The organism is Caulobacter sp. UC70_42 (genome assembly GCF_044056025.1).
In the GTDB taxonomy this organism is placed as follows: domain Bacteria; phylum Pseudomonadota; class Alphaproteobacteria; order Caulobacterales; family Caulobacteraceae; genus Caulobacter.
This window is the reverse complement of the sequence record NZ_CP171994.1, coordinates 5,129,064-5,153,000: the sequence shown is the minus strand read 5'-3', so window position 1 is coordinate 5,153,000 and position 23,937 is coordinate 5,129,064. Positions and strand designations below refer to the sequence as shown.

The following is a 23,937-nucleotide window of genomic DNA, read 5'->3' as shown; positions in this document are numbered from 1 at the left end:
GCGACCCCCTTAAGCTGTGTGGGGAGCGTTCGATTCGCGGCCATGATACTGACCTGTCCGGAGTGCGCCAGCCGCTATTTCGTCGACGACTCCAAGGTCGGCGCGACGGGGCGTGTCGTGCGTTGCGCTTCCTGCGGTCACCGCTGGACCGCCCGCAACGACGACGCCGAAGACCTGTTCGACGAGCCCGAAGCTCAGACCCTCGCCAGCCAGACCGATGATCCCGAGCAGGTCCCCGAGACCGTGGCCGAAGGCGGGAGCGCCGACGGCGAGGAGCCGCCCGTCAGCGCCTTGCCGGGCGAGGAGCTTCCCAAGGTCTTCCGGGCGCGCGCCGACGCCGAGCGTCGCCTTCGCGAGGCCACCGCCACCGGCGTCATCTGGGCCGGCATGGCCGCCGCCATGGCGGTGGTCGTGGTCGCCGCCCTGATCTTCCGCATCGACGTGGTCAAGATCCTGCCGGGCTCGGCCGGCGCCTATGCCGCCGTCGGCCTGCCGGTGAACACCATCGGTCTGGTGATCGACCGCGGCAGCATCAAGGCTCAGCCCGTCATGCAGGACGGTCACGCGGCGGTGACCATCACTGGTTCGATTCGTAACATCACCGAACATGAAGTGCTGGCCCCGCCGCTGCGGGTCGAACTGCTGAACAAGCAGGAAAAGCGCGTGGCCGGCCAGCTGGCCGCGGCCGCCGACGCCAAGATCCCTCCGGGCGAGGTGCGTCACTTCTCGATCACTTTCCTGAATCCGCCCCGCACAGCCAAGGACTTGCAGATCGGCTTCGCCACCGAAGCTGGCGCGGCCAAGGCGGTGAAGGCGGCGCTCCACAAGCCCGAAGGCCACGGCGGCGAACCCGAATTGGACCTGCGCGGCGCCCAGGACGCCCCCGCCGAGCACGAAGCGGCTGGACAGGAACCCCCGGGACATGAGAGCGGGGACGAAACTCCTCCCCCTGCAGACTTTCATGAACCCGCCCACCATGAATGACACCAAACAGCCCGAAGTCCTGATCTCGGAAGCCGAGATCGCCGAGCGGGTTCAGAAACTGGCCGAGGCCATCGCCCCGCGCATCGACAACGACACCGTCGTGGTCTGCCTGCTGACCGGCGGCCTCTGGTTCGCCGCCGATCTGACCCGCGCCCTCTACAAGGCCGGCCGCGACGTGCGGTTCGACGCTCTGTGGCTGGCCTCCTATCACGACGAGCGCAAGAGCACGGGCCGCTGCGAGGTCCGCGCCGACCTGCAACGTCCGCTGGTCGGCCGCCGCGCCCTGGTCGTCGACGATGTCTTCGACACGGGCCTGTCGCTGTCGGAAGCCGCCCGTCTGGTCAAGGACGCCGGGGCCAGCGAAGTGCTGACCGCCGTGTTCGCCCGCAAGCCCTGGCCCAAGGATCGCGGCATGGAGCCGGACTTCGTCGCCTGGGAAGCGCCCGCGCGCTACCTGGTCGGCTACGGCCTCGACGACGAGGGCAAGAGCCGCGGCCTGCCGTACATCGGCGCCCTGGACTAGAAACCCTTAGGCCGCGCGCTGCGGGCGCGTCGCCGATTTTTCGTCGATTTGGAACAGGTCGACCCGGTCGGCCAGTTCCTGCGTCTCGTTGCGCAGCGCATGGGCGGCGGCCGTGGTTTCCTCGACCATGGCCGCGTTCTGCTGCACGACCCGGTCCATCTCGCCCATCGTCGTGTTGACCTCGCCCAGGCCCAGGGCCTGATCGCGAGCCGAGGCGGCGATGGCGTTGACCTGGGCGTCGATCTCGGCGACGCGGGCGATGATCCGCTGCAGCGCCTCGCGGGTGCGGCCCACGCGCTCGACGCCGGCGCTGACCTGCTGGCCCGAGACGTTGATCAGGTCCTTGATCTCCTTGGCCGCGCTCGCCGAGCGTTGGGCCAGGGCTCGAACTTCCTGGGCCACGACCGCGAAACCGCGCCCGGCCTCGCCCGCGCGCGCGGCCTCGAACGCCGGCGTTCAGCGCCAGGAGGTTGGTCTGGAAGGCGATCTCGTCGATCACGCCGATGATCTTGCCGATCTGGCCGGACGAGGTTTCGATCAGGGTCATGGCCTCGACGGCCTCGCTGACCACGGGATCCGAGCTTTCGGCTTCCTGGCGCGCCGAGGCCGCCGCGGCGTTGGCCTGGCTGGCGCTGTCGGCGGTGCTGCTGACCGCGACGGTGATCTCGCCCAGGGCGGCCGTTGTCTGGACCAGGCTGGCGGCCTGGTGCTCGGTGCGACGGGCCAGTTCGTCGGAGGCGCGCGACATGTCCGCGACGCCCGCGGTCATGCTGGCGGCGTTGCCGGCGATCTCGCGCATGGCGGCCTGCAGGCGCGACAGGGCGTCGTTATAGTCGGCGCGGAGCGGCTCGTAGCGGGCGGCGAAGGCGTGTTCCAGCCGCCAGGTCAGGTTGCCGCGCGACAGGTGACCCAGCGCCGTGGCCAGTTCCTCGACGACCTGGGTCTGCTCGGCTTCCAGCGCGGCCTTCTGGCGAGCCTGTTCGGCATTGGCGGTGTCGCGCGCGACGCGCTGGGCCTCGGCCTCGGCGTTGGCGGCGTCGGCGCGCGAGGCCGCGTCCAGCGCCTTGTCGGTGCGGGCGTTGACGGTGACGAACAGCCGCGACACGCCGGCGGTCAGCCAGATCAGCGACCAGGCCGTGGCGAAGGTGACGCCGGCGTCGAAGGCCAGGCGCAGGGGCGTGACCTCGCCGCTCATGAGAACGTGCGGGGCGATCGCGGCCATGGACAGCTCGATCCCCACCACGGAGGCCGCGCCCACGGCGACGGCGCGCCAGTCGCCATAGGCGACCAGCAGGGCCAGGGCGGCGAGGTAGGCCATGCGGGCGTCGGCTTGAAGCGGATGGCCGGAAAAGGCGGCGATGAACAGGCTGACCTGGCCCATCAAGGTCAGCGCGGTCGAGATTCGCTGAGCGGCGTTGTCGCGCCAGATCGCCCAGCCGCCCCAGGCCAGGGCGGCCAGCAGCACCGAAGCGCCAGCCAGCGGCGGGACCGGGCGACCCGCCATCATGGCGGCGGCCGGGGTGATCAGAACCAGCGCCGCGATACAGGCCAGCACCAGATGGCCGCCGAGCTTCCGTTGGGCCTCGATACTGTCGAATTCAATGAGGTTGCCCACGGCCGAGCTCCACTGTTCCCCGAAACGGGAGCAGCATTACAACGCGTTGGTTAATCCCTTGTGGCTGTGGGGTCTTTTTGAGGCTTCCGTAAAATTACCTAGATCCAGTCCGGAACGAGATCCCGCGCCAGCATCTCGTCATACGTCGGGCGCGCGCGGATCACCGCGTAGCGGTCGCCGTCGACCAGGACCTCGGGAACCAGCGGCCGGGTGTTGTACTCGCTGGCCATGGCCGAGCCGTAGGCGCCGGCCGACATGAAGGCCACCAGATCGCCCGCGACGAACGTCGGCAGGGCGCGATCGCGCGTGAAGGTGTCGCCGGTCTCGCAGACCGGGCCGACCACGTCGTAGACGCTCTCGCTACCCTCCGGGCGCTTCACCACCGGGCGGATGTCGTGGAAGGCGTCGTACATGGCCGGCCGGATCAGGTCGTTCATGGCCGCGTCGATGACCAGGAACTTGCGGCCTTCCGGACGCTCGTGGACATGGATCACTTCGGAGACCAGCACGCCGGCGTTGGCGGCGATGACTCGGCCCGGTTCGAAGGCCAGCTTGACGGGAAGACCCTTGGTGACCTCGCCGACCATCGCGCCGAACTCGGCCGGCGAGGGGGGCGCGGGGCTGTTGAAGTAGGGCACGCCCAGGCCGCCGCCCAGATCCAGGCGCTCGACCGACAGCCCTTCGCCCAGCAACTGCTCGACCAGACCCCGCATCTTGCTGAAGGCCGCGCGCATGGGCGTCAGGTCGGTGATCTGGCTGCCGATATGGCAGGCCACGCCGATGGGCTCGAGATTGGCGTTGTTGCTGGCGTTGGCGTACAGGCGCGCGGCCTCGGCGAACGAGACGCCGAACTTGTTCTCGGACTTGCCGGTGGCGATCTTGGCGTGGCCGCCGGCCGCGACGTCCGGATTGACGCGGAAGGCGACCTTGGCCCTCAGGCCCAGGCTGGCCGCGACCTCGGCGATCAGGTTCAGTTCGGGCTCGGACTCGACGTTGATCTCGGCGACGCCGGCCTTGAGGGCGAACGCGATCTCACGACGGACCTTGCCGACGCCGGAGAAGACGATGCGCTCGGCCGGGATGCCCGCGGCCAGGGCGCGGCGGACCTCGCCCTCAGAGACCGTGTCGGCCCCGGCGCCCAGGTCGCCCAGCACCTTCAGCACCGCGACGTTTGAATTGGCCTTCACGGCGTAGGCGACCAGCGGGTCGACCACGCCGCCGGCGATCAGAGCGTCGCGGAACACCGTGAAGTGCCGCTCCAGCGTGGCGCGGCTGTAGACGTAGACCGGCGTGCCGACCTCCGCCGCGATCCTGGCCAAGGGCGCGCCTTCACAGGCCAGGCCCTCGGGGCCGTACTCGAAGTGGTTCAACGGAATCTCTTACCTGGGCGTGGCGCCGGGGAAGCCGGCTTGCGAGGGGCCGCCAAACGGATCGTTGGTGCCGGGCAGCGGCGCTTCGCGAATGGTGCGGTTGCTGGAGGCCGGGTCGCGGATCTCCTGGGCGCCGCCGGCGCGGGCCGGCTGGTTGGCCTGGGCCGATGCGGCGCGGCGTTCAGCTTCCCAGGCGGCCTTCTTGGCCGGGTCCCACATCGGCGCGGGACGTTCCAGAGCGCCTTGCTTGCCGCAGGCGGCGGCCGTGACGGCCAGGGCGGTCAACGCCAGCAGGGTGAGGGGGCGCGAGGCGAGCTTGCGGGGCGTCATGCGAGGACTTCCTTCCAACGCGCGATCTGGGCGCGGACCTGGGCGGGGGCGGTCCCGCCGTAGCTCATGCGGCTGGCCGCCGAGGCGGCCGGGGTCAGAACGGCGTAGACGTCCTGGGTGATCCGGGGCTCGATCGCCTGGAACTGCTCCAAGGTAAGATCGGCCAGATCGACGCCAAGGCCTTCGGCCGTCTTCACGGCGGAGCCTGTCACGTGGTGTGCGTCGCGGAAAGGCATGTTCAGCGTCCGCACCAGCCAATCGGCCAGATCGGTGGCGGTCGAGAAGCCCGCGCCGGCGGCCTTGGCCATGTTTTCGGTGTTCGGCGTCAGGTCGGCGACCATGCCGGCCATGGCCAGCAGGGACAGTTCCAGGGCGTCGAAGGCCTCGAAGGTCGGGACCTTGTCCTCCTGCATGTCCTTCGAATAGGCCAGCGGCAGGCCCTTCATGACCACGCTCAGGGTGGTCAGCGAACCGAGGATCCGGCCGACCTTGGCGCGGATCAGCTCCGCGGCGTCGGGATTCTTCTTCTGCGGCATGATCGAGCTGCCGGTCGTGAAGGCGTCGGTCAGCTTGATGAAGCCGAACATCGGCGTCGTCCACAGCACGATCTCCTCCGCCAAGCGCGACAGGTGCGTGGCGGTGATCGAGGCGGCCGACAGGGCTTCGAGCGCAAAGTCGCGGGCCGAGACGCTGTCCAGCGAGTTGGCGGTCGGGCGGTCGAAGCCCAGGGCCGCCGCCGTCTGGTGACGGTCGATCGGGAACGGCGAACCGGCCAGGGCGGCGGCGCCCAGCGGACACTCGTTCATGCGGGCGCGGGCGTCGCGGAAGCGGCTGGCGTCGCGGCCGAACATCTCGACATAGGCCATCAGGTGGTGGCCGAAGGTCACCGGCTGGGCCGGCTGCAGGTGGGTGAAGCCCGGCATCAGGGCGTCGGCATGGGCCTCGGCCTGGGCCAGAAGGGCCTTTTGCAGGGCTTCGAGTTGCGCCGCGGAGCGGTCGGCGGCGTCGCGGACCCAGAGGCGGAAGTCGACGGCCACCTGGTCGTTGCGCGAACGGGCTGTGTGCAGCCGGCCGGCGGTCGCGCCGATCAGCTCGCGCAGCCGCGCCTCGATATTCATGTGGATGTCTTCGTATTCGTCGCGGAACGGGAAGGTCCCGGCCGTGATCTCGCCCTCGATGGTGTCGAGGCCTTTGAGGATTTCCTCGCCGTCGGCGCTTGCAATCACACCTTGGCTGATCAACATCCGGGCGTGGGCGCGGGAGCCTGCCAGGTCCTGCGCCCAGAGGCGCTTGTCGAAGCCGATGGAGACGTTGATCGCCTGCATCAGTTCCGCCGGCTTGGCCGAGAACCGACCGCCCCACATGGCTTGACCCTGGCCCTTGTCGGCCTTGGGCGTATCGGAGGCGTTGTCGGTCATATGAGCGAAGTCCAATCGGAGGCGGCGGCCAAGAAGCGCAACCCGATAAGGCTGGCGCTGGGCGGCGTCGTCCTCGTCGGCGTGGCGGCGGTTCTATACGTCATCGCCAGTGCTTCGTTCAAACCCCATGGGCCCGCTGATCTCAAGGAATTCAAGAAGGGAACGCTGGAGAAGCTCGACGTGCCCGCCATGCCGCGTCCCGCGCCCGACACGGTCTTCACCAGCCTGGACGGCAAGCCCGCGACCTTGGCCGACTTCAAGGGCCGGGTCGTCGTCATGAACCTGTGGGCGACGTGGTGCGCGCCGTGCAAGGCCGAGATGCCGACCCTGGCCAAGCTGCAGGCCGTCTACGCCACCCAGCCGGTGACCGTACTGCCGATCAGCGTCGACCGCGATAGCGACCTCAACCTCGTCAACGAGGAGATGGCCGCCAATCCGCCGCTGAAGACCTATCGCGATCCGTCCTACAAGCTCTCGTTCGCGCTGGAGCCCAAGGCGGCCGGCTATCCGACGACGATCATTTACGACCGCCAGGGCCGTGAGCGCGCCCGCATGGCCGGTCCGGCCGACTGGTCCAGCCCGGAAGCGCGCGGAATCGTCGAGAAGCTCCTGGCCGAGAAGTGATCGATCCGGCGCTTCTAGAGCCCCTGGCTGACGACGCTTGGCCGGCCCGTGAGCGCGCGCGGCTGGGCGGCTGGCGGCTGAACGCCTCGTCCGGCCGCTCGATGCGGATCAACGCCTGCTGGCCGCTGGCGACGCCGGATCGCGATCCGGAGGCCGCGCTCGATGCGGTCGAGGCCTGGTTCGCCGAACGCGGCCTGCCGCCGCGCTTCAAGCTGACCGATGGCGTCGTGGCGCCCGCCGATCTGGCCGCGCGGCTGGCGGCGCGCGGCTACCGCGCCTGCAAGGCGACCCTGGTGATGCTGGGCCAATTGAAGGATGTGGCGGGCGGGGAGGGCGACGCGGCGATCCGCCTGTCGGACATGCCCGACGCCACCTTCGAGGCCGTTTTCACCGCCACGGCCGGCGATCCCGAGGATGGTCGCGAGCGTCTCGAGGCCCTCGGCCGCATCCCGGCGCCCGCCCGCTTCGCGCGGCTGGACATCGACGGCGCTCCGGCGGCGATCGGGGCCAGCGCCATCGGCGGCGGCTATGCCGGGATCTTCGGCATGCGCACTGTCCCCGACCATCGTCGCAAGGGCCTGGCCCGCCGCGTGCTGCGCGCTCTGCTGGCCGAGGCGGAGACCCTGGGCGCCGATCGCGCTTGGCTGCAGGTCGAGGCCGACAACGCGCCAGCCATCGCCCTCTATGCCGACGAGGGTTTCACGCCGGGGTATCGCTACAGCTACTGGGTTCGCTGAAGGCAGCGCGATGCTCCGCCTGGCGTCGCTTAGGGGAGCGTATTAGCAGACTAGTTTACAAAACAAACTTGTTGATCGATGGTGTGGCCACCTTCAAGGGGGAGACCGAAGCCATGCACGCGCCCCTCAGCGCCTCCGAGAGATCGACGCTCGTCCAGATCGGCGGTCGCAACGCGCCCATCGGCGCCTTGCGCGCCTTCGTCACCCTGCTGGTGATCGCCCACCACGCGGTGCTGACCTATCACCCGTACGCGCCGGCCCCGAAGGCGTTCGACGCCCAGCCGATTCTCTGGACGGCCTTCCCGGTCGTGGACCCGCAAAAGTTCGGCGGTTGGAGCCTGCTGACCCTGGTCAACGACCTCTTCTTCATGTCGCTGATGTTCTTCATCTCGGGCCTGTTCGTCGCCGACGGCCTGAAGGCCAAGGGGGCGGGCGGCTACCTTAAGAGCCGGGCCTTGCGTCTGGGCGTCCCGTTCGTCCTCGCCATCGGCCTGCTGGCCCCGCTGGCCTATTTCCCGGCCTGGCTGCAGTCGGGCGGCGCGCCGTCGTTCACCGCCTTCGCCGAGGCCTGGACGCATCTGCCGTTCTGGCCCAGCGGCCCGGCCTGGTTCCTCTGGGTGCTGCTGGCGTTCGGCGGGCTCTTCACGGCGGTCTACGCGATGTGGCCTGGCGTCACCGACGTCCTCGGTCGCGCGGCGAAGGGCGCGGACGCCAAGCCAGGTCGGTTCTTCTGCGGCTTGGCGGCGGTAAGCCTGATGGCCTATCTGCCGCTGGCCATGACCACCCCGTTCGGTCATTGGACGATGGTCGGACCGTTCGTGGTCCAGACCGCGCGCATCGGCCACTACTTCGTCTACTTCCTGGCCGGGATCGCGGTCGGCGCCGCGGGCGTGGGACATGGCCTGACGGATCCCGAGGGGAAGCTCGCCAAGCGCTGGCAGCTCTGGCAGCTGGCCCCGATCCTGCCGATCGTCGGGGCGGTGGCGACCATGATCATCGCCTTCTCGCCGAACCCTCCGCCCAGGCCGCTGCTGGATTCGTTCGGTGGGCTGATGTTCTGCCTGGCCTGCGCCACGCTGTCGTTCGCGGCGCTGGCGACCTTCCTGCGCTTCGTCCGCGAGACGGGGCCCATCGGTCGGAGCCTGCAAGCCAACGCCTACGGCATGTATCTGACCCACTACGTCTTCACGTCCTGGCTGGCTTGGCTGCTGCTGCCGCAGGCCTGGGGCGGTCTGGCCAAGGGGTGCGTCGCGTTCGGCGGGGCTGTCGTGCTCAGCTGGCTGACCACCATGGTCCTGCGCCGCATGCCGCTGTTGGGGCGAATCCTGTGAGCCGTCATGATGCAGCGCTGAAGGGGATCGGCATGCCAGAGGATCAACTTAGCAAGCTCAAGAGCGCCCAGGACGACCTGGCCTTCCTGCGCGGCCTCGCCGATGGCGGCAAAGAGCGCGGCGGGCTGGGCGTGGCCGGAGGCGCGCTCTACGGCTCGGCGGGCGTGCTCTACGGCGTCCAAACCCTAAGCTATTTCGTCCAGGAGAAGGGCCTCCTGAGCCTGGGGGCGACGGGAAACATCGTGATGGCCTGGGCGCCGACGGTGATTTTCCTGATCCTGATGACCATCGTCATCGTCATCGACCGCAAGAACCCCCAGCGCGGCGTCACCAACCGCGCCGTCAACGCCGCCTTCGCGGGCACGGGCATCGCCAATCTGGCGCTGGTGGTGGTCTTCGCCTCGGCCGCCGCGCGCAACCACGACTTCCGCTACTGGCTGTTCCATCCGGCCGTGGTGTTTATCCTGCAGGGCGCGGTCTGGTACGTGAGTTTCGTATTGCGCAAGCGGGCGTGGATGGCGCTGGTGGCGATCGGTTGGCTGGTGTCGGGCGTCGCCATGGGAATGCTGATCCATCGCGCGGACCTCTATCTGGCGATCGCCACCTTCGGCCTGTTCGCCTTCATGGGGGCCCCCGGCTTCTTCATGATGCGCCAGGCCCTGCGGCCGGGCGCCTGAGACGATCGTGGCGCCCAGGTTCGACATCAGCGGGCTGGACGACGTCATCCATGGCCGCGTGCGGCTGGGGATCGTCGCCTACCTGGCCAGCGCCGAGGTCGCCGATTTCACCGAGCTGAAGGACGTGCTGGAGGTCACCCAGGGCAATCTGTCGATCCACCTGCGCAAGCTGGAGGAGGCCGGATACGTCTCGATCGACAAGAGCTTCGTCGGCCGCAAGCCCCTGACCCGCGTGCGCCTGACCGAGACCGGGAGAGCGGCCTTTTCGAACTATCTGAAGACGATGGGCCAGCTGGTCGAGCAGGCCGGGGGCGGGGCCTAAAAGCCGAGTTCGGCCCGCAGCTCGGCCGCGCTCATGCCCGCGGCCCTGAGTTCACGCAGGGTCTGGGCCTTGTCCCGTTTGGCGTAGCGCTTGCCGTCCGGACCGACCAGCAGGCCGTGATGGCGATAGGTCGGAGTCGGGTGGCCCAGCAGGGCCTGCAGCAGGCGCTGGATGTGAGCGGCCTCGAACAGGTCCTGGCCTCGGATCACATGGGTGACGCCTTGCAGAGCGTCGTCGTGGACCACGGCCAGGTGATAGGCGACGCCGACGTCCTTGCGGGCCAGGACGATGTCGCCGGCGGTTTCCGGGCGAGCCTGGACTGTCCCGCGTTCGCCATTGGGGCCCGCGCCCTGCTCGACGAAGGTCAGGCCATCGAATCCGCCCAGCGCCTCACGCGCCGCCGCCAGCGACAGTCGCCAGGCGAAGGCCTCGCCGCGTTCGAGACGCTGGGCCTCCTCGTCGGCGGGCAGGGGCGCGCCGACATAGGGAACCGCCGGCGTGTGCGGGGCGCGGCCGATGTCGATCTCCTTGCGGGTCTTGAAGCAGCGATAGACCAGGCCGCGCTCGCGCAAGGTCTCTATGGCGGCGTGGTAGTCGGCCAGATGCTCTGACTGTCGACGGACGAGCGTTTCCCACTCCAGGCCCAGCCAGGCCAGGTCCTCCAGGATCGCCGCCTCGTAGTCGGGCCTGCAGCGGGTGGCGTCGATATCCTCGATCCGCAGCAGGAAGCGGCCGCCGGCCTCCAGCGCGGCGCGGTAGGCGGTGAGCGCCGAGAATCCGTGGCCGCGATGCAGATAGCCTGTCGGCGACGGCGCGAACCGGGTGACGAAGGTCACGCTCGATCTCAGTCCCGAGGGGCGGTGAACTTCGCGAACATGCCCAGGTGCTCGAACACGGCGCGCAGGAAGGCTTCCTCGCCGCCCAGCTGCGCCTTCAGCGGAGCGAACTGCTTGAAGCCGATCATCTCGGCCAGGCCGTGGCCGGCGCACCAGGCGGCGATGGTCGCCAGCTCCAGGTCGATGTCGCTGACGTGGCCGCCGCTGTTCTCGTTGATGGTGTCACGGACCTGGCAATAGGCGCCGTCGTCCTTCAGCTGGTCGGGCAGGGCGTCCTTGTCGCGCGAGCGGTCGTACATCACGCGATAGAGCGCCGGGTTGTCGCGGGCGAAGCAGACATAGGCCACGCCCAGATTGCTGATCCGCGCGCGGGCGTCGTCGGTTCGAGGCGCGGGCCGCCGACAGCGCCAGATCAAGCTCGTGCCAGCCCTCATGGGCGACGGCTTCCAAGAGCTCGGCCTTGTCCTTGAAGTGATGATAGGGCGCGGCGGGGCTCACCCCGGCCTCGCGCGCCACGGCCCGCAGCGACAGGGCCGCCGGACCCTCGGTCTCAAGGATCTTGCGGGCGGCGTCGACCAGGGCGCGGCTGAGGTCGCCATGGTGATACGGACGGGATTCGGCGGTCGCGGTGCTCATCGGTCCTCACTGTAACAGCGCCTTTCTAAATTTTCATCCAAACACTGTACAGATTATCTTGACGTCGTTTAGATCGGTGCTATCTAAGCATCGTCCAGATTGGTTCGGCGGAGTCCGGCCAGGGCCCATCGGGGGCGGGACACGAAAAGAGGGACTTCTCATGCATCGCACGCTTACCGCCTTCGAAAACGCCTTCGACCGTCTGGCCGCCGGCTATTTCCTCGTCATCGCCCTGGGCGTCGCCGCCGCCGTCGCGGGCGTGGTTCTCTAACTCAAGACTGATTGTTCGCTGTCGGCGGGTCCGCCCCTGAGCGCCCGCCGCCGCGTTCGGCTTGAAGCTTTGCTGTCGCGGAGCTAACCAGAGTCCGGCGCGTTAGGCCTTCCGACGCCGTTTTCATCCGTGCGCGTCGCAGGCTTTCTCCATGATCCAAGATATCGTCCGATGAGCGTCGCCTTCACCAAGGAAGGCGACAGCGAGGCCTTCGCGGCCGACCTGCCCGATCGCCCGATCTCAACCCATCCCAATCTCGTCACGCCCGAAGGCCTGGCCCAGATCGAGGCCGAGCTGGCGTCGGCGCGCGCGGCCTATAGCGCGGCCCAGAGCGCCGGCGGGGCGGCCGATGGCGATCGCACGGCCATGGCGCGCGCCACCCGCGACCTGCGCTACTGGTCCGCGCGCCGCGCCACCGCCCAGTTGATGGAACGGGACCCGGACAAGACCGCCGTGCAGTTCGGCGACCGCGTGACCTTCGAGCGCGAGGACGGGCGCGTGCAGACCTTCCGCATTGTCGGCGAGGACGAGGCCGACCCGGCCAAGGGCTCAGTGTCCTATGTTGCGCCGATCGCCCGCGCCCTGCTGGGCAAGGGCGTCGGCGACGTCTCCCCGGCGCCAGGCGGCGAGGTCGAGATCACCCGCATCGGATAGTCCAGCAAGTTCCGGATTGTCAGCGGCCCCGGGGCGGGGTCCCTTGAGGAGGATGTTCGTTCCTCCCACCGCCGACGCCCTTCTTGAAGCCCGCAGGCATCTGGCGTCCGTCGACCCGGCGCTCGCCGCGATCGAGGCCGTCACGCCATCCTTCGAATGGCGCGTGAGTACGGGCGGCTTTCCAGGCCTGCTGAAGATGGTCGTGCAGCAGCAGGTCTCGCTGGCCTCGGCCGCCGCCATCTGGGCGCGGGTCGAGGCGGGCCTGCCCGACATGACGCCCGACGCGGTGATGGGCCACGAGGACGCCTATCTGCTGTCGCTGGGCCTTTCGCGGCCCAAGGCCCGCTACGTCCGCGCCATCGCCCACGCCCACCTGGCCGGGACCTGCGATTTCGACGCCCTGCCGGGCCTGTCCGACGAGGAGGCGATCGCGGCGCTGACGGCGATCACCGGCATCGGCCGCTGGACCGCGGAGGTCTATCTGATGTTCACCCAGGGGCGGCTGGACATGTTCCCGGGCGGGGACATCGCCCTGCAGGAGGCCATGCGCTGGGCCGACCGGTCCGAGGTCCGGCCGACCGAGAAGCAGGCCTATGCCCGCGCCGAGCTCTGGCGGCCCTATCGCGGCGTCGCCGCCCATCTGCTCTGGGCCTGCTATGGCGCCGTGAAACGTCGCGAGATCGCGCCTTTCTAGCTTCGGTCGGCGAGATGTCTTGGTTCTGTCGCTGACATGGCCCATCCTTTCCATGCGTTCGGGAATGAATGGCGATTCCCTGAATAGCGTAGGAAGGAGGCCCGTCTTCAGTCCTGTCGCGTACCACATCAGCCGAGGCGCTGAACGCTCTCACGTTCGCCTCGAAGGGGGGATCTGATGCAGGTCCTCACGCGCCCGCCCTCGGGCATGCCGGCCCTCGTGCTCAACGCCGATTTCAGGCCGCTCAGCTACTATCCGCTGTCCGTCTGGCCATGGCAGGAGGTCATCAAGGCGGTTTTCCTGGATCGCGTCGACGTCGTGGCCAGCTACGATCAGGTCGTCCATTCGCCGTCGTTCGAGATGCGGCTGCCCAGCGTCGTGGCGCTGAAGCAGTATGTCCCGCAAGAGCGGCCGCCGGCCTTCACCCGCTTTAACCTGTTCCTGCGGGATAGCTTCAGCTGCCAGTACTGCGGTTCGCCGGAGGATCTGACCTTCGACCACGTGATTCCCCGCTCGCGCGGCGGCCGGACCACCTGGGAGAACATCGTCACCGCCTGCGCGCCCTGCAACCTCAGCAAGGGCGGCCGCACGCCGCGCGAAGCGGGCATGCAGCCCTTCCACAACGCCCGCCGACCTTCGATGCACGAGTTGCAGGAGCGGGGACGTCGGTTCCCGCCGGGGCGGTTGCACGTCAGCTGGCTGGACTATCTGTTACTGGGACATCGAGCTGGAGGCTTAGGCCTCTGGCTTCGGACAGCAAAACGGCCCGGGCTGTGCACGAAGGGGATAGCTGTCCCGGGCCGTGGCTGTGAGCGGAAGGGGATAGACCGCCGAAGCTGAACCTCAAATGCGGGGCGCAAGGCCAAGGTTCCAAAGCTCGCTGAAAAATTTCGGGCGCGAGACGGGCACGTGTCGCGAGGGGCGGCCCATGCAACCCGAACCTGGACCGGCGGGTTTTTATATCCGAGGCGAAAAGCCACGGGAGATTACGCCATGAGCCGACAACCCAACACCGACAGCGACCAGCGCCACTTCACGCACGGCTCCGCCGCATCCACGGCCGACGCGGCCTCGGAGGGCAAGGTCCGTCCGGAAGACCGACATATCGACGCGCCGCATGCGCGCGAGGCCAAGCGTCCTCTGGCCGACAATGAGAAGCACGATCAGCTCGCCGACAAGGTCGCCAAGTCCGAGAGCCGTCAGGAAGCCCTGCTGGACGAGGGCCTGGAAGAGAGCTTCCCGGGCAGCGACCCGGTCAGCGTCAAGCGCATTACCTGACCGGAAACCGGCGGGCGGCGCGTTCGGCGAAGCTGGACGCGGCCGTCTCGACCGGCTCGAACGCCGTGGCGCGACGGCGGCGGCCGCGACGGCGGTCCTGCGCGGCGATCTGCGCGAACGTCAGATGGCCCTGTTCGCGAGCCATCTTGCGGACCGTCTCGATCATGCTGGCGCCGTAGATCGTCAGGATGCCGGCGGCGTCGGCCAGCCAGTCGGCGATATTGCCGTCGCGATGGGCGATGACCTGGGCCACTTCGATGGCCGCGCCCAGCACCAGGGCCGCGATCATCAGGTCGTTGCGGCGCATCCGCGGAAACGCCAGGAAGGACACGGCCAGCAGGCCGCCGAACGCGATCGCGTGGGCCTCCTTGTCGGTCAGACCCAAGTGACCTTCCGCGCCCTGGAACGGGCCGAGGGTCAGCACCACCACGGACAGGGCGCCGGCCAGCAGCGTAAAGCGCGCGGCGGCGACGAAGTGCACGGGCTTGAACATGGGACGCGACCTCCGGAAGGACGACAGGGTCCTAGCAGCGAAGGTCGCGCCATCCGGTGAACGGACAGGGTTAGCGGAGGCTTACTTGTTCCCGGCTTCCGCCTTCTTCTTGGCTTCGGCCTCGGCCTTGGCGGCGTCGTCCTGGGCCTTCTTCCACACCTGATAGGCTTCCAGATAGGGCTGCCGGCGCAGGACCTTCGAGCCCGGGTCCACGATCACCGGCACGGTGTCGCCGACGCTGAGCCGGCCCTTGCCGTCGGCCATCGGAAGGGTGACGAGCCGGTCGCCGACCTTGACGTCGACCGGCATGGGGAAGGGTTTGCCGTTGGGCGCCTTCCACGTCAGCATCAGGTCAGCGCCCTCGCGGGTCTCGACCAGTTCCGGCGGCGCGGCCTCGTAGAGATAGACGTCGAAGAACCAGCCGTAGTCCTTGCCGGTCACCTGGTTGACGATCTTGATATAGTCCCGGGTGCCCAGATAGCGGGGGGTGAAATTGCCGGACTTCGGGTCGTCGCGGCCGTAGACGGCGATGCGGGTGATCTTGAAGAAGGCCTCGTCGCCGATCAGGGCCCGCAGCGTGTGCAGGACATTGGCGGCCTTATAGTAGATGTCGTTCCCGGGCCCGCGCTCGCCGTTATAGACCTCGTCTTCCCTGAGCGGCTTGCCGGACACGATCGGGAACCTGTTCTTGGTGTCGACCCGCATCTGGTTCAGGCGCGCCATGTACTCCATGTCGCCGTGCAGCCATTGTGACATCAGCGGCTGCATGTAAGTTCCGTAGCCCTCGTGCAGCCACATGTCGTCGTTGTCGCTGTTGGTTAGCTGGTTGCCGAACCACTCGTGCGCGAACTCGTGCTGCAGCAGCCAGTCGAAGCCGTAGACCTCCTTCTTGTACTTGTTGCCGTAGGCGTTGATCGTCTGGTGCTCCATGCCCAGGTGCGGGGTCTCGACCACGCCCATCTTCTCGTCGCGGAAGGGGTAGGGGCCGATCATCTGCTCGTAGAAGTCCAGCATCGGCGCGAACTCGGCGAACAGGCTCTTGGCCTTGTCGGCGCTGCCTTTCAGATACCAGAACGACATCGGGAAGCTGTCGCCGAAGCGGCTCTTGTAGGACGCTGTCAGTTCCTCGTAGGGGCCGACGTCCAGGGCGATGGCGTAGGTATTCGGGTTCTTTGCGCGCCAGTTGTAGGTCCGCCAGCCGTCCTTCTCGGTCATGCCCTTGAAGACGCCGTTGGCTGGAGCGACCAGCGGGGCGGGGACGGTGATGTGCAGGTCCACCAGCTTGGGCTCGCCGGTCGGATAGTCGATGCAGGGCCAGAAGATGTCGCAGCCGTCGCCCTGGACGGCGGTGGCGATCCAGGGCTCGCCGGTCGGGGCCTTGCTCCAGACGAAGCCGCCGTCCCACGGCGCACGCTTGGCTTCCAGCGGGACGCCGTCATAGGTGATCACGGCGGTGACCGACCGCCCCTTGGCCACCTCGTGGGGCAGGGTAATGGTCATCCGGCCTTCGGGGTTGGTCCAGGCCGCAGGCTTCAGCGCCTTGCCGTCGATGGTCAGCTTGCGGATCGTGAAGACGCGGTCGAAATCGAGGACCAGCTTGTCCAGAGGCGCCTTGGCCGTGAAGGTCAGGGTCGCCTCGCCCTCGATCGCCTTCTTGTCGGGCAGGATCTTGAACTTGAGGTCGGCGTGCTCGAAGCCCAGCGCCTGCTGTTCGGCGGGCATCGGGCCCCCGGTCTGAAGGCTGAGTTCGCTGGTCTTCAGGGGTTCGGCGGCCCAAGACGTCGCCGTCGATAGGGCCAGAAGCGACGCCGCGCAGGCGGCGAAGATACGGAACGACAAGTAGACGACTCCCCAACGCAAGGTCTTGTGGGAGCATCGGTAGGCGCGCGCGAGGCGGGCGCCAAGCCGAGGGTCTAGATCTTCTCGCTGATCTTGATGGCGGCGCGGCAGCCGGCCTGGATCACGGCGGTCAGCAGCGGATAGGCGACGGCCTCGTGCGCGCCTTCCTCGATGGCGATATCGCGGTGGCCAAGCTCGTCGTCGCGGAATTGGGTCAGCTCGGCGGCGAGGGCCGGGTCGCGGTCCTTCAGCTCCTCGATCTGGCCGGCATAGTGCTTCTCGATCACGGTCTCGACCGCCTCGGTGCAGGCGTGGGCGGCCTTGTCGCCCAGCAGGGCGGTGCCCGCGCCGAGGGCGAAGGCGGCCGCGCGCCAGACCGGCGACATCAGGGTCGGGCGGACGTTGCGTTCGGTCAGCAGTTCGTTGAAGCGGCTGAGGTGGACCTGTTCGTGGCCCTCCATCTCCTCCAGCTGGCCGGCGATGCGTTCACGGCCGGGGGCGGCGCGCATGACGGCCGCCTGGCCGCGATAGATGTGCACCGCCGCCAGCTCGCCGGCCTGGTCGACGCGCAGGATCTCGGCGAGGCGCGAACTCAGGGCGCCTTGACCGGGGCGAGCGGGGATCGGACGGGTCATGACAGCGTCTCCGTTTTGCGCACGCCGGCCAGCACCGACCAGACGGTCAGCTTCAGCGAGACCAAGGCGTTCCAGCCGGCCATCGACAGGCCCAGGAACACCCAGGCGGCCTTGTCGCACATCGGCGCCTCGATCTTCAGCGAGCCGTCCAGCATGGCCGAGAGGTTGGCCGCGCTGGCCGCGCCGCTGCCGGTGCAGGTGGTCGGACCCGGCCACCACTTCCATTCGACGCCGGCGTGGAAGATCGCGAGGCCGGTTCCATAGAGGAAGATAACGCCCAGCAGCAGGTTCGCCGGCTGGCGCAGGCGGGGCCACAGCGGCGTGCGCTGCAGGACGGCGCCGATCAGGCCCACGGTCCCCGCGACCCAATAGACCTCGCGGGCTTTCAGGCAGAGGTGACAGGGCGCGAGGTGACCGAAGGTCTCGAAGCCATGAGCGATAGCCAGCATCAGCGCGCTGGACAGGAACGCGACCAGCGGCCAGTGGCGGGTCACGAGGTCATAGACGACGCCGATGAAGGTCGGGGCCGGCGTCTCGCCGCCAGCCGGGCGTTCAGTGTTCGGATCGTCGTTCGTCACGCGCCACAAGCTCCAGCATGTCCGCCTCCGCCGATGAAGTGGCTGGCGGTCAGGCCGATGACAAGGAGGGCGATCAAAATTCCGGCGAACAGGGCCAGACGGCGCTCGACGATCGGCAGCAGGGTGGGGCCGAACTTCTTGACGATGAAGGCGACCATGAAAAAGCGCGCGCCCCGCGTCACGGCCGAGGCGACCAGGAAGATCGGGAAGCTGAACGCGGCCAGGCCAGAGGCGATGGTCACCAGCTTGTAGGGGATCGGGGTCAGGCCCTTGGCCAGGATCACCCAGACGCCGTATTTGCCATACCAGCACTGGAACTGTTCGAGCCCGCCCGTATGACCGGTCGCGGCCATTATCCAGAGGCCAAAATCGCGCAGGAAATAGCCGATCGCCCAGCCCAGGGCGCCGCCCAGCACCGAGGCGATCGTGCAGATCAGGGCGTAGCGCCAGGCCTTCTCCGGCTTGGCCAGCACCATCGGAGCCAGCATCACGTCCGGCGGTATCGGGAAGAACGAGCTTTCAGCGAACGAGACGGCGAACAGGCTCACCGGAGCGTGGCGGGAAGCGGCCAGGCCCATGACCCAGTCGTAGAGGCGACGCAGCATGCGGACTCCGATATCGTGACCTGGCCGGTGGTAAAGCGTGAGCGCGCAAAGTGTAAGCGCTTTTGGCGCGCCCATGGCCCTTAAGCGCAAAACGCCCCGATCCGGCCGGATCGGGGCGTTCGCCGGCGAGGATCGCGGCGGGTTTAGAACTTCAGCGCCAGGGAGACGCTGTAGTTGCGGCCGGGCTGGCTGTAGCCGTCCTTGACCGTCGAGCTGTCGGCCAGGCCGCGCGCATCGCTCCACCACCAGTACTTCTCGTCGGTCAGGTTGAAGACGCCGGCGCGCACGGTCACTGTGTCGGTCACGGCCACCCAGGCGGTGGCGTCGGCGACGGTGAACGACGGCGGCAGGAAGCAGCCGCCAGTGCAGGTCACGCCCGCGCGGCTGGCCGACTTGCGGTCGGCGTGGACGACGCTGAGGTCGCCGCCGAAACGGCCCGTCGGCGCGCGATAGGCGAGGCCGCCGGTCAGCTTGACCGGGTCGATCGAGACCAGGGGCGCGCGGACGCCGTCGGTCTTGGACGAGCCCTTGGCGTAGGAGGCCGCGGCGCGGACCGTGAAGCCGTTGCCGAAGTCGAACGAGGCCTTGGCCTCTGCGCCGCTGATCTTGGCGTCGGACAGGTTGATGTACTGGTAGACGGCGGGATTGGCGGCGGTGAAGTTCCCGCCGACCTGCACCTGCTCGATGAAGTCGTCGTACTTGCCGGTGAACGCGGTCGCGGCCGCGCGGAAGCCGCCCTGGTGGAATCGGACGCCGCCCTCGATCGTCTTGCTGGTCTCGGGCTTCAGGTCGGGGTTCGAGATCGACTTGTAGTTCGAGACCAGGTTGGCGAAGCCGGTGTTGATCTGGATCGGGGCAGGGGCCTTGAAGCCGGCCGCGGCGTTGGCGAACACGGTGACCACGTCGCTGGCCTCCCACACCAGGCCGAGCTTCGGCGAGATGTGCGAGTCGTGTTGGCCCGACGCGGCGGTGGTGAACAGCGGGTCGGCTTTCGGGTCCAGCTTGTAGTAGTCGAAGCGGATGGCCGGATAGATCGTCACGGGGCCCGCGGCGATCTCGTCCTGCAAATAGAGGCCGGCCAGGGTGAAGTCGGTGGTCGGGAAGGCCTTGCCGGGGAAAGTCTCGCCGACCGGCGGGACCGTGCCGTCGCGCGTGCCTTGCTGGCGGGTGATCGAGGCGTCGCCGCCCCAGACGATCTCGTGCTTCAGCGCGCCGGTGTCGAACACGCTGTGCAGTTCGACGCTGGCGCCCAGGACGCGGTTGTTGAAGGTGGCGTCGCGGGTGCGGTCGGCGGCGGTGTTGCGATCCTCGGCCGAGAACTGGCGGGTCGTGCTCTTCTGCCAGTAGACGGTCGAGCGGGCGGTTTTGATCAGGCCTTCGCCGCCATCGAAGCGGTGGTCGGCGCTGACGCGATTGCGCTTGATCTTGTCGAAGGCGGTCAGGCCGAGGACGCTGGTGGAGGCCAGCGGCGGCTTGGCGATGGCCGACAGAACGGTCCAGTCGACGTCGCGATCCAGATGGTCGACCGTCAGGCGGAAACGGTTCCTGTCGTCGGGGCTGTAGATCAGCTTGCCCAGGAACGAATTGGACTGATTGTCCTCGGGATTGGCGGTGGTGCGGTCGGTATTGGCCGAGTCGTTGGTCCCGGCCGTCTTCTGGCCCTTGCCGTCGCGGCGGGTGTAGGCCGCCAGGGCTTCCCAGCGGTCCGACTTGCCGGCCAGCAGCAGGCTCTCGGTCCAGCTCTCGTCGGCGGAGGCGTAGCCGACGCGGGCGCGGCCGGCGAAGGTCTTGCCGTCCTTCAGGATGTCGGACGGATCCTTGGTGATGAAGTTGACCGAGCCGGCCAGGCCATCGGCGCCATAGAGGGCCGAGGCTGGGCCGCGCACGATCTCGACCGACTTCAGGATGTCGAGGTCGACATAGTCGCCACGGCCGGTCGACTGGGCGCCGAAGGCGAAGCCGTCCGGCACGCGCACGCCGTCGACGACGATCAGCACGCGGTTGCCCTCCAGGCCGCGGATGTTGAAGCCGGCGTTGCCGTCGCGGCCCGTCGAGGAGCCAGCGGCGGTGAAGCGAGCGGGGGCGCTGCGGACCGATACGCCCGGCTCGTCGCGGACCAGGTCCTTGATGTCCTTGACCAGGCCGTCCTCGATCTCGTCCGACGAGATGACGCTCACCGTCGCCGGGACCTTGTCGACCGACTTTTCCGAGCGCGTGGCGGTGACCGTGACCTTGTCGACCTCGACCGCGTCGGCGGTGTTGTCGGCGGCCCAGGCTTGAGAGGAGGGCGCGGCGACGGCCATGAGCGCGGCGGAGGAGGCGGCCGCGAGGGCGGCCAGCTTGAGGCGAGACATCGATATCCCCTTCGATGGTTTTTGCGACTTGTTCGCAACTTGGTGGCGACGGGGTAAAACGGCCCGCCAGACCGGTCAAGCTATTTGCAATTGATTCTCAGAACTAATCGCAATATCCCAAGCCTCGCCGCGACTGGAGCGGCGGCTGGGGTGTTCCCGATGATCCGTTCTCTCCGCGTTGGCCTGCTGGGCGGCGCGCTCTTGCTCGGTCTGGCCGGCTCAGCCGCCCAGGCCCATTCGCCCTATCTGCTGCCGACCGTGTTCGACGCGTCGGACCGCAAGATCGTCACCGTGCAAGGCGCCTTCACCGAGAGCTTCTTCACGCCCGAGGTGGTGATGAAGTCCGACGCCTACGCCGTGATCGGCCCCGACGGGGTCCGTGTCGCCCTGACTCCGGTCTACACGCGCGAACTGGCGCTGGTCGAAGCCGTCACCGAGAAGCCGGGCACCTATCGCATCACCACCGGCCTGCGGGGCGGTCGCGTCGCCAAGGCCGCCCTGGTCAAGGGCGAGTGGCAGTTCTTCGAGGGCGACAAGGCCCCGGCCGACGCCATCGACATGCAGAGCCTGACCATGGCGGACGTCTATGTCACGCGCGGCGCGCCGAGCGACGCGGCCCTGGCCCCGATCGGCAAGGGCCTGGAATTCCACGCCATCACCCATCCCAGCAAGATCGTCACCGGCCAGGACGCCGTGTTCGAGGTGCTGTTCGACGGCAAGCCGCTGGCGGGCCAGCCGATCACCGTCCAGGGCGCCGACGACCGTTACGCCGACACCAAGAGCGCGCCCAGGACCGTGACCAGCGACGCCAAGGGGCGCTTCGTCCTCAAGGTCGACAGGTCGGGGATCTACCAGGCCCAGACCCGCTACCGCATCGCTCCGGCCGCCGCTGGCCAGCCCGGCCAGAGCTTCACCTACGCCCTGACCTTCGAATCCCTCCGCTAGGACATCCCATGAAGACCCGCACGATTCTCGCCGCCATCGCCGCCGTCTCGCTGGCCGCCGGGGCGGCCCACGCCGCCTCGCACGCCCGCGACACCTTCATCAAGGAGCAGGACCAGAACGGCGACGGCGTCGTCACCAAGGACGAGTACGCCGCCACCCGCGCCTTGCAGTTCGCCGCCACCGACGCCGACCGGAACGGCGTGCTGTCGAGGGCCGAATATGTCGGCGAGTTCAAGGCGCGCCTCGAGAAGCGGCTCGCCACTGACAGCCGCACGGCCGAGAAGAAGGAAGAGGAGCGCGAGCGCCAGATGCGCCAGGCCGACGTCCGCTTCGACGTGCTCGACAGCGACAAGAGCGGCGCCATCACCCGCGCCGAGTTCGACTATTCCGGCTGGCGGATGTTCGTGACGCACGACACCAACAACGACGGGACGGTGTCGTCCGCCGACCCGGTGAAGGAAGACCCGCAGGCCTAAAAGGACGGGCGGCGCGTCGCCGTATTTGGATTTTCGGCGTTTCGTGGCTATCACCGCCGGCCAAGACATGGGCCGCGCTGCCCCGACCGAAAGCCAGAAGACCATGAGCGACACGCCTCCCGACCGCCTCTCCGTGAACCCGGACAGCCCGTACTACGACGCCGACCTGCTGGAGCGCGGCATCGGCATCCGCTTCAAGGGCGTCGAGAAGACCAATGTCGAGGAATACTGCATCAGCGAGAAGTGGGTGCGGGTCGCCGCCGGCAAGACCGTGGACCGCAAGGGCAACCCGATGACCCTGAAGCTGCAGGGCGAGGTCGAGGCCTATTTCCGCGACACCGCCGAAGGCTGAGGCCCCTACGGTGAGCAGTCCGGTGGGTGATCCCGACCTGGAGGCCATGGCGCGCGACGAGCTTTCGCGCGCCGTGACCCTGCGCTGGCGAGACCTGCGCGGGATCGTGCCCTGGGGCGACAGCTTCGAGGGGATTTCGCCCGCCGGCCGCTATGTCGAGGTCGAGCGCAGCTATATCTGGTCCTCGGCCGAGGGCGGCGACATCCTCTGCGAGGTGACCGTGTTTGGCGGTCCGTCGCGCTACGACGCGGGCGCGCGCGTCTCCAGCATCATTTCCGCCCCGTCCTGAGCACCTTGGCCGTGCATAGATAACGCTGTCTGCGTTAACCATAAGCCGCGCTATTCGACGCGTGGCGTATGGGGCCAAGGGGGATCGCCGTGTACCAGTCTGAATTTCCGGTCGAGCAGCCGGTGCCGGTCTTCGACCCGACCCTGGTCTTCCTGCTGATTCTCGCGGGCATCGCCATCGCGGCCCTGGCCTTTTTCGCCGGCCGCCTGACGGGGCGCGGCGAAAAGGGCGAAAAGACCAGCGACGTTCCCAAGAAGATCCACGAGGCTATCAAGGCCAAGTGCGTGGCCGCCAGCAGCGCCCACTCCGGCGAACTGGAAAAGAAGGCCCACGAGCTACTCGCCGAGGTCGACCGCCTGATCGGGCCGCTGCTGACGTTCGGCGGTCCCTGCGCCAAGGCGTTCCAGCACCTGTCCGACGCCATCGACGGCAAGCCGCCCGAGGAGAAGCCGAAGGAAGCCGCCAAGGACGGCCACCCCGGCGCTGCGCACGGCAAGGACGACAAGCATGGCGACGACAAGGTCTGCGCCGAGCACGGCCACGACAAGCACAAGTGCGACGACAAGTGCCGCGGCGGCGGTGTCGAGGTGCTGAGTCGCAACGTGACGATCGTCGGCTCCCAGACCGTGCTGCTGGCGTCGTGCAAGCCGGAGGCCAAGCACGAGGACCACGGGGGCCCCAAGGGCCCGGACTCCAAGGAATTCAAGCAGCTGCTGCGTCTGGCCGTGGCCGAGTTCGCCGACTTCTGGAACCGTCCCAACTGCCTGCGCGAGCTGGAGGACTGCCAGAAGTCGCTGACCACCTTGCCGCCGATGCCCAAGGAAAAGCCGCACGGCGCCGACCATCACTGACGTCCCGAGGCATAAGAACGCCGTTCAGGTGGGCGAGACGGCTATTCTCTGCCCAAGCGGCGTGCGAATGTGGGTCTTCTTCGAGCGAACTCGCCCCGTCGTTGAGGCGCGGGCAGGGGACGCTCACACCAAGACGACGCGTGGGCCAACGCCATGGCCCGACCAACGCGCAATGAATTGGCGAAGGCCGCGCCTTCCAAGGCGGTCACGCCCGGGAGGA

Annotated in this window: 27 protein-coding genes and 3 pseudogenes; 17 read left to right on the top strand and 13 right to left on the bottom strand. The window is 68.2% G+C overall.

The window, feature by feature from the left end:
* Positions 1-18 precede the first annotated feature (18 nt).
* Positions 19-984, top strand: coding sequence for an MJ0042-type zinc finger domain-containing protein (locus ACHMW8_RS25945; RefSeq protein WP_395444236.1), 966 nt, complete (start codon positions 19-21; stop codon positions 982-984).
* Complete coding sequence (locus ACHMW8_RS25940) at positions 923-1,507, top strand: phosphoribosyltransferase (RefSeq protein WP_395444235.1); 585 nt, start codon at positions 923-925, stop codon at positions 1,505-1,507. The genes ACHMW8_RS25945 and ACHMW8_RS25940 overlap by 62 nt, the downstream gene beginning before the upstream one ends.
* Before the next feature lie 6 nt (positions 1,508-1,513).
* Here the strand turns inward: ACHMW8_RS25940 and ACHMW8_RS25935 are convergent, their stop codons facing one another.
* From ACHMW8_RS25935 to argH, 5 genes and pseudogenes are all read right to left on the bottom strand, one after another.
* Positions 1,514-1,909: a methyl-accepting chemotaxis protein gene (locus ACHMW8_RS25935; protein ID WP_395446059.1), complete on the bottom strand. Its 396-nt coding sequence runs from the start codon at positions 1,907-1,909 to the stop codon at positions 1,514-1,516.
* A 112-nt stretch (positions 1,910-2,021) separates the two neighbouring features.
* A pseudogene (locus ACHMW8_RS25930) lies at positions 2,022-2,255 on the bottom strand (methyl-accepting chemotaxis protein); the annotation flags it as partial.
* A gap of 965 nt (positions 2,256-3,220) precedes the next feature.
* On the bottom strand, positions 3,221-4,492 hold the full coding sequence (gene lysA / locus ACHMW8_RS25925) for a diaminopimelate decarboxylase (protein WP_395444234.1): 1,272 nt from the start codon (positions 4,490-4,492) through the stop codon (positions 3,221-3,223).
* A gap of 9 nt (positions 4,493-4,501) precedes the next feature.
* The gene (locus tag ACHMW8_RS25920; RefSeq protein WP_125158637.1) at positions 4,502-4,822 is read right to left on the bottom strand and encodes a hypothetical protein; all 321 of its coding nucleotides are present in this window, start codon (positions 4,820-4,822) and stop codon (positions 4,502-4,504) included.
* Positions 4,819-6,240, bottom strand: coding sequence for an argininosuccinate lyase (argH, locus tag ACHMW8_RS25915; protein WP_395444233.1), 1,422 nt, complete (start codon positions 6,238-6,240; stop codon positions 4,819-4,821). Before argH ends, ACHMW8_RS25920 begins: the two co-directional genes overlap by 4 nt.
* On the opposite strand from argH, the gene ACHMW8_RS25910 reads away from it, so the two are divergent.
* The 5 genes from ACHMW8_RS25910 to ACHMW8_RS25890 all read left to right on the top strand — a co-directional run bounded on the left by ACHMW8_RS25910 (position 6,241) and on the right by ACHMW8_RS25890 (position 9,931).
* Positions 6,241-6,864 carry a TlpA family protein disulfide reductase gene (locus ACHMW8_RS25910; RefSeq protein ID WP_395444232.1) on the top strand — a complete coding sequence of 208 codons (624 nt, stop codon included), beginning with the start codon at positions 6,241-6,243 and terminating at the stop codon, positions 6,862-6,864.
* Positions 6,861-7,601: a GNAT family N-acetyltransferase gene (locus tag ACHMW8_RS25905; RefSeq protein WP_395444231.1), complete on the top strand. Its 741-nt coding sequence runs from the start codon at positions 6,861-6,863 to the stop codon at positions 7,599-7,601. Before ACHMW8_RS25910 ends, ACHMW8_RS25905 begins: the two co-directional genes overlap by 4 nt.
* A 68-nt stretch (positions 7,602-7,669) precedes the next feature.
* Positions 7,670-8,932 carry an acyltransferase gene (locus tag ACHMW8_RS25900; protein WP_395444230.1) on the top strand — a complete coding sequence of 421 codons (1,263 nt, stop codon included), beginning with the start codon at positions 7,670-7,672 and terminating at the stop codon, positions 8,930-8,932.
* Positions 8,929-9,609, top strand: a complete 681-nt coding sequence (locus ACHMW8_RS25895; RefSeq protein WP_395444229.1) for a hypothetical protein — start codon at positions 8,929-8,931, stop codon at positions 9,607-9,609. Before ACHMW8_RS25900 ends, ACHMW8_RS25895 begins: the two co-directional genes overlap by 4 nt.
* A gap of 7 nt (positions 9,610-9,616) precedes the next feature.
* On the top strand, positions 9,617-9,931 hold the full coding sequence (locus ACHMW8_RS25890; RefSeq protein ID WP_125158631.1) for a transcriptional regulator: 315 nt from the start codon (positions 9,617-9,619) through the stop codon (positions 9,929-9,931).
* On the opposite strand, the gene gluQRS is transcribed toward ACHMW8_RS25890, so the two are convergent.
* Together gluQRS and ACHMW8_RS25880 are read right to left on the bottom strand one after the other, a co-directional pair.
* The gene (gene gluQRS, locus ACHMW8_RS25885) at positions 9,928-10,767 is read right to left on the bottom strand and encodes a tRNA glutamyl-Q(34) synthetase GluQRS (RefSeq protein WP_395444228.1); all 840 of its coding nucleotides are present in this window, start codon (positions 10,765-10,767) and stop codon (positions 9,928-9,930) included. The genes ACHMW8_RS25890 and gluQRS overlap by 4 nt on opposite strands.
* A gap of 8 nt (positions 10,768-10,775) precedes the next feature.
* A pseudogene (locus ACHMW8_RS25880) lies at positions 10,776-11,403 on the bottom strand (TetR/AcrR family transcriptional regulator).
* Positions 11,404-11,563: 160 nt separating this feature from the next.
* Between ACHMW8_RS25880 and ACHMW8_RS25875 the strand changes: the two are divergent.
* The 5 genes and pseudogenes from ACHMW8_RS25875 to ACHMW8_RS25855 all read left to right on the top strand — a co-directional run bounded on the left by ACHMW8_RS25875 (position 11,564) and on the right by ACHMW8_RS25855 (position 14,300).
* Positions 11,564-11,674, top strand: a complete 111-nt coding sequence (locus ACHMW8_RS25875) for a hypothetical protein (protein WP_125158628.1) — start codon at positions 11,564-11,566, stop codon at positions 11,672-11,674.
* Between the two features lie 171 nt (positions 11,675-11,845).
* Positions 11,846-12,328: a transcription elongation factor GreA gene (greA, locus tag ACHMW8_RS25870; RefSeq protein ID WP_395444227.1), complete on the top strand. Its 483-nt coding sequence runs from the start codon at positions 11,846-11,848 to the stop codon at positions 12,326-12,328.
* A 52-nt stretch (positions 12,329-12,380) separates the two neighbouring features.
* Positions 12,381-13,022, top strand: coding sequence for a DNA-3-methyladenine glycosylase family protein (locus tag ACHMW8_RS25865; protein ID WP_395444226.1), 642 nt, complete (start codon positions 12,381-12,383; stop codon positions 13,020-13,022).
* A gap of 174 nt (positions 13,023-13,196) precedes the next feature.
* Positions 13,197-13,761: pseudogene (locus tag ACHMW8_RS25860) on the top strand (HNH endonuclease).
* Between the two features lie 254 nt (positions 13,762-14,015).
* Positions 14,016-14,300 (top strand): hypothetical protein, encoded by a 285-nt coding sequence (locus ACHMW8_RS25855; protein ID WP_125158624.1) that lies wholly within the window; start codon positions 14,016-14,018, stop codon positions 14,298-14,300.
* Here ACHMW8_RS25855 and ACHMW8_RS25850 read toward each other — a convergent pair.
* The 6 genes from ACHMW8_RS25850 to ACHMW8_RS25825 form a co-directional block, all read right to left on the bottom strand.
* A complete protein-coding gene (locus ACHMW8_RS25850) occupies positions 14,293-14,793 on the bottom strand; it encodes a VanZ family protein (protein ID WP_125158623.1) in 501 nt (166 codons plus the stop codon). The genes ACHMW8_RS25855 and ACHMW8_RS25850 overlap by 8 nt on opposite strands.
* Positions 14,794-14,874: 81 nt before the next feature.
* Positions 14,875-16,653, bottom strand: coding sequence for a M1 family metallopeptidase (locus ACHMW8_RS25845; protein WP_395444225.1), 1,779 nt, complete (start codon positions 16,651-16,653; stop codon positions 14,875-14,877).
* A gap of 53 nt (positions 16,654-16,706) precedes the next feature.
* Positions 16,707-17,267: a demethoxyubiquinone hydroxylase family protein gene (locus ACHMW8_RS25840; protein WP_125158621.1), complete on the bottom strand. Its 561-nt coding sequence runs from the start codon at positions 17,265-17,267 to the stop codon at positions 16,707-16,709.
* Positions 17,264-17,845 (bottom strand): disulfide bond formation protein B, encoded by a 582-nt coding sequence (locus tag ACHMW8_RS25835; RefSeq protein WP_395444224.1) that lies wholly within the window; start codon positions 17,843-17,845, stop codon positions 17,264-17,266. Before ACHMW8_RS25835 ends, ACHMW8_RS25840 begins: the two co-directional genes overlap by 4 nt.
* The gene (locus ACHMW8_RS25830) at positions 17,842-18,450 is read right to left on the bottom strand and encodes a YqaA family protein (RefSeq protein WP_395444223.1); all 609 of its coding nucleotides are present in this window, start codon (positions 18,448-18,450) and stop codon (positions 17,842-17,844) included. Before ACHMW8_RS25830 ends, ACHMW8_RS25835 begins: the two co-directional genes overlap by 4 nt.
* Positions 18,451-18,593: 143 nt before the next feature.
* Positions 18,594-20,804 (bottom strand): TonB-dependent hemoglobin/transferrin/lactoferrin family receptor, encoded by a 2,211-nt coding sequence (locus tag ACHMW8_RS25825; protein ID WP_395444222.1) that lies wholly within the window; start codon positions 20,802-20,804, stop codon positions 18,594-18,596.
* A gap of 159 nt (positions 20,805-20,963) precedes the next feature.
* Between ACHMW8_RS25825 and ACHMW8_RS25820 the strand changes: the two genes are divergently transcribed.
* The 5 genes from ACHMW8_RS25820 (at position 20,964) to ACHMW8_RS25800 (ending at position 23,717) form a co-directional block, all read left to right on the top strand.
* Entirely contained in the window at positions 20,964-21,749 is a 786-nt protein-coding gene (locus tag ACHMW8_RS25820) for a DUF4198 domain-containing protein (protein ID WP_125158618.1), read from the top strand.
* Positions 21,750-21,757: 8 nt separating this feature from the next.
* Positions 21,758-22,225 carry a hypothetical protein gene (locus ACHMW8_RS25815; RefSeq protein WP_395444221.1) on the top strand — a complete coding sequence of 156 codons (468 nt, stop codon included), beginning with the start codon at positions 21,758-21,760 and terminating at the stop codon, positions 22,223-22,225.
* A gap of 103 nt (positions 22,226-22,328) precedes the next feature.
* Entirely contained in the window at positions 22,329-22,577 is a 249-nt protein-coding gene (locus ACHMW8_RS25810; protein ID WP_125158852.1) for a DUF3297 family protein, read from the top strand.
* A gap of 46 nt (positions 22,578-22,623) precedes the next feature.
* Complete coding sequence (locus tag ACHMW8_RS25805) at positions 22,624-22,866, top strand: hypothetical protein (RefSeq protein ID WP_395446058.1); 243 nt, start codon at positions 22,624-22,626, stop codon at positions 22,864-22,866.
* An 89-nt stretch (positions 22,867-22,955) separates the two neighbouring features.
* Entirely contained in the window at positions 22,956-23,717 is a 762-nt protein-coding gene (locus tag ACHMW8_RS25800) for a hypothetical protein (protein ID WP_233586886.1), read from the top strand.
* The last annotated feature ends 220 nt before the right edge of the window (positions 23,718-23,937 follow it).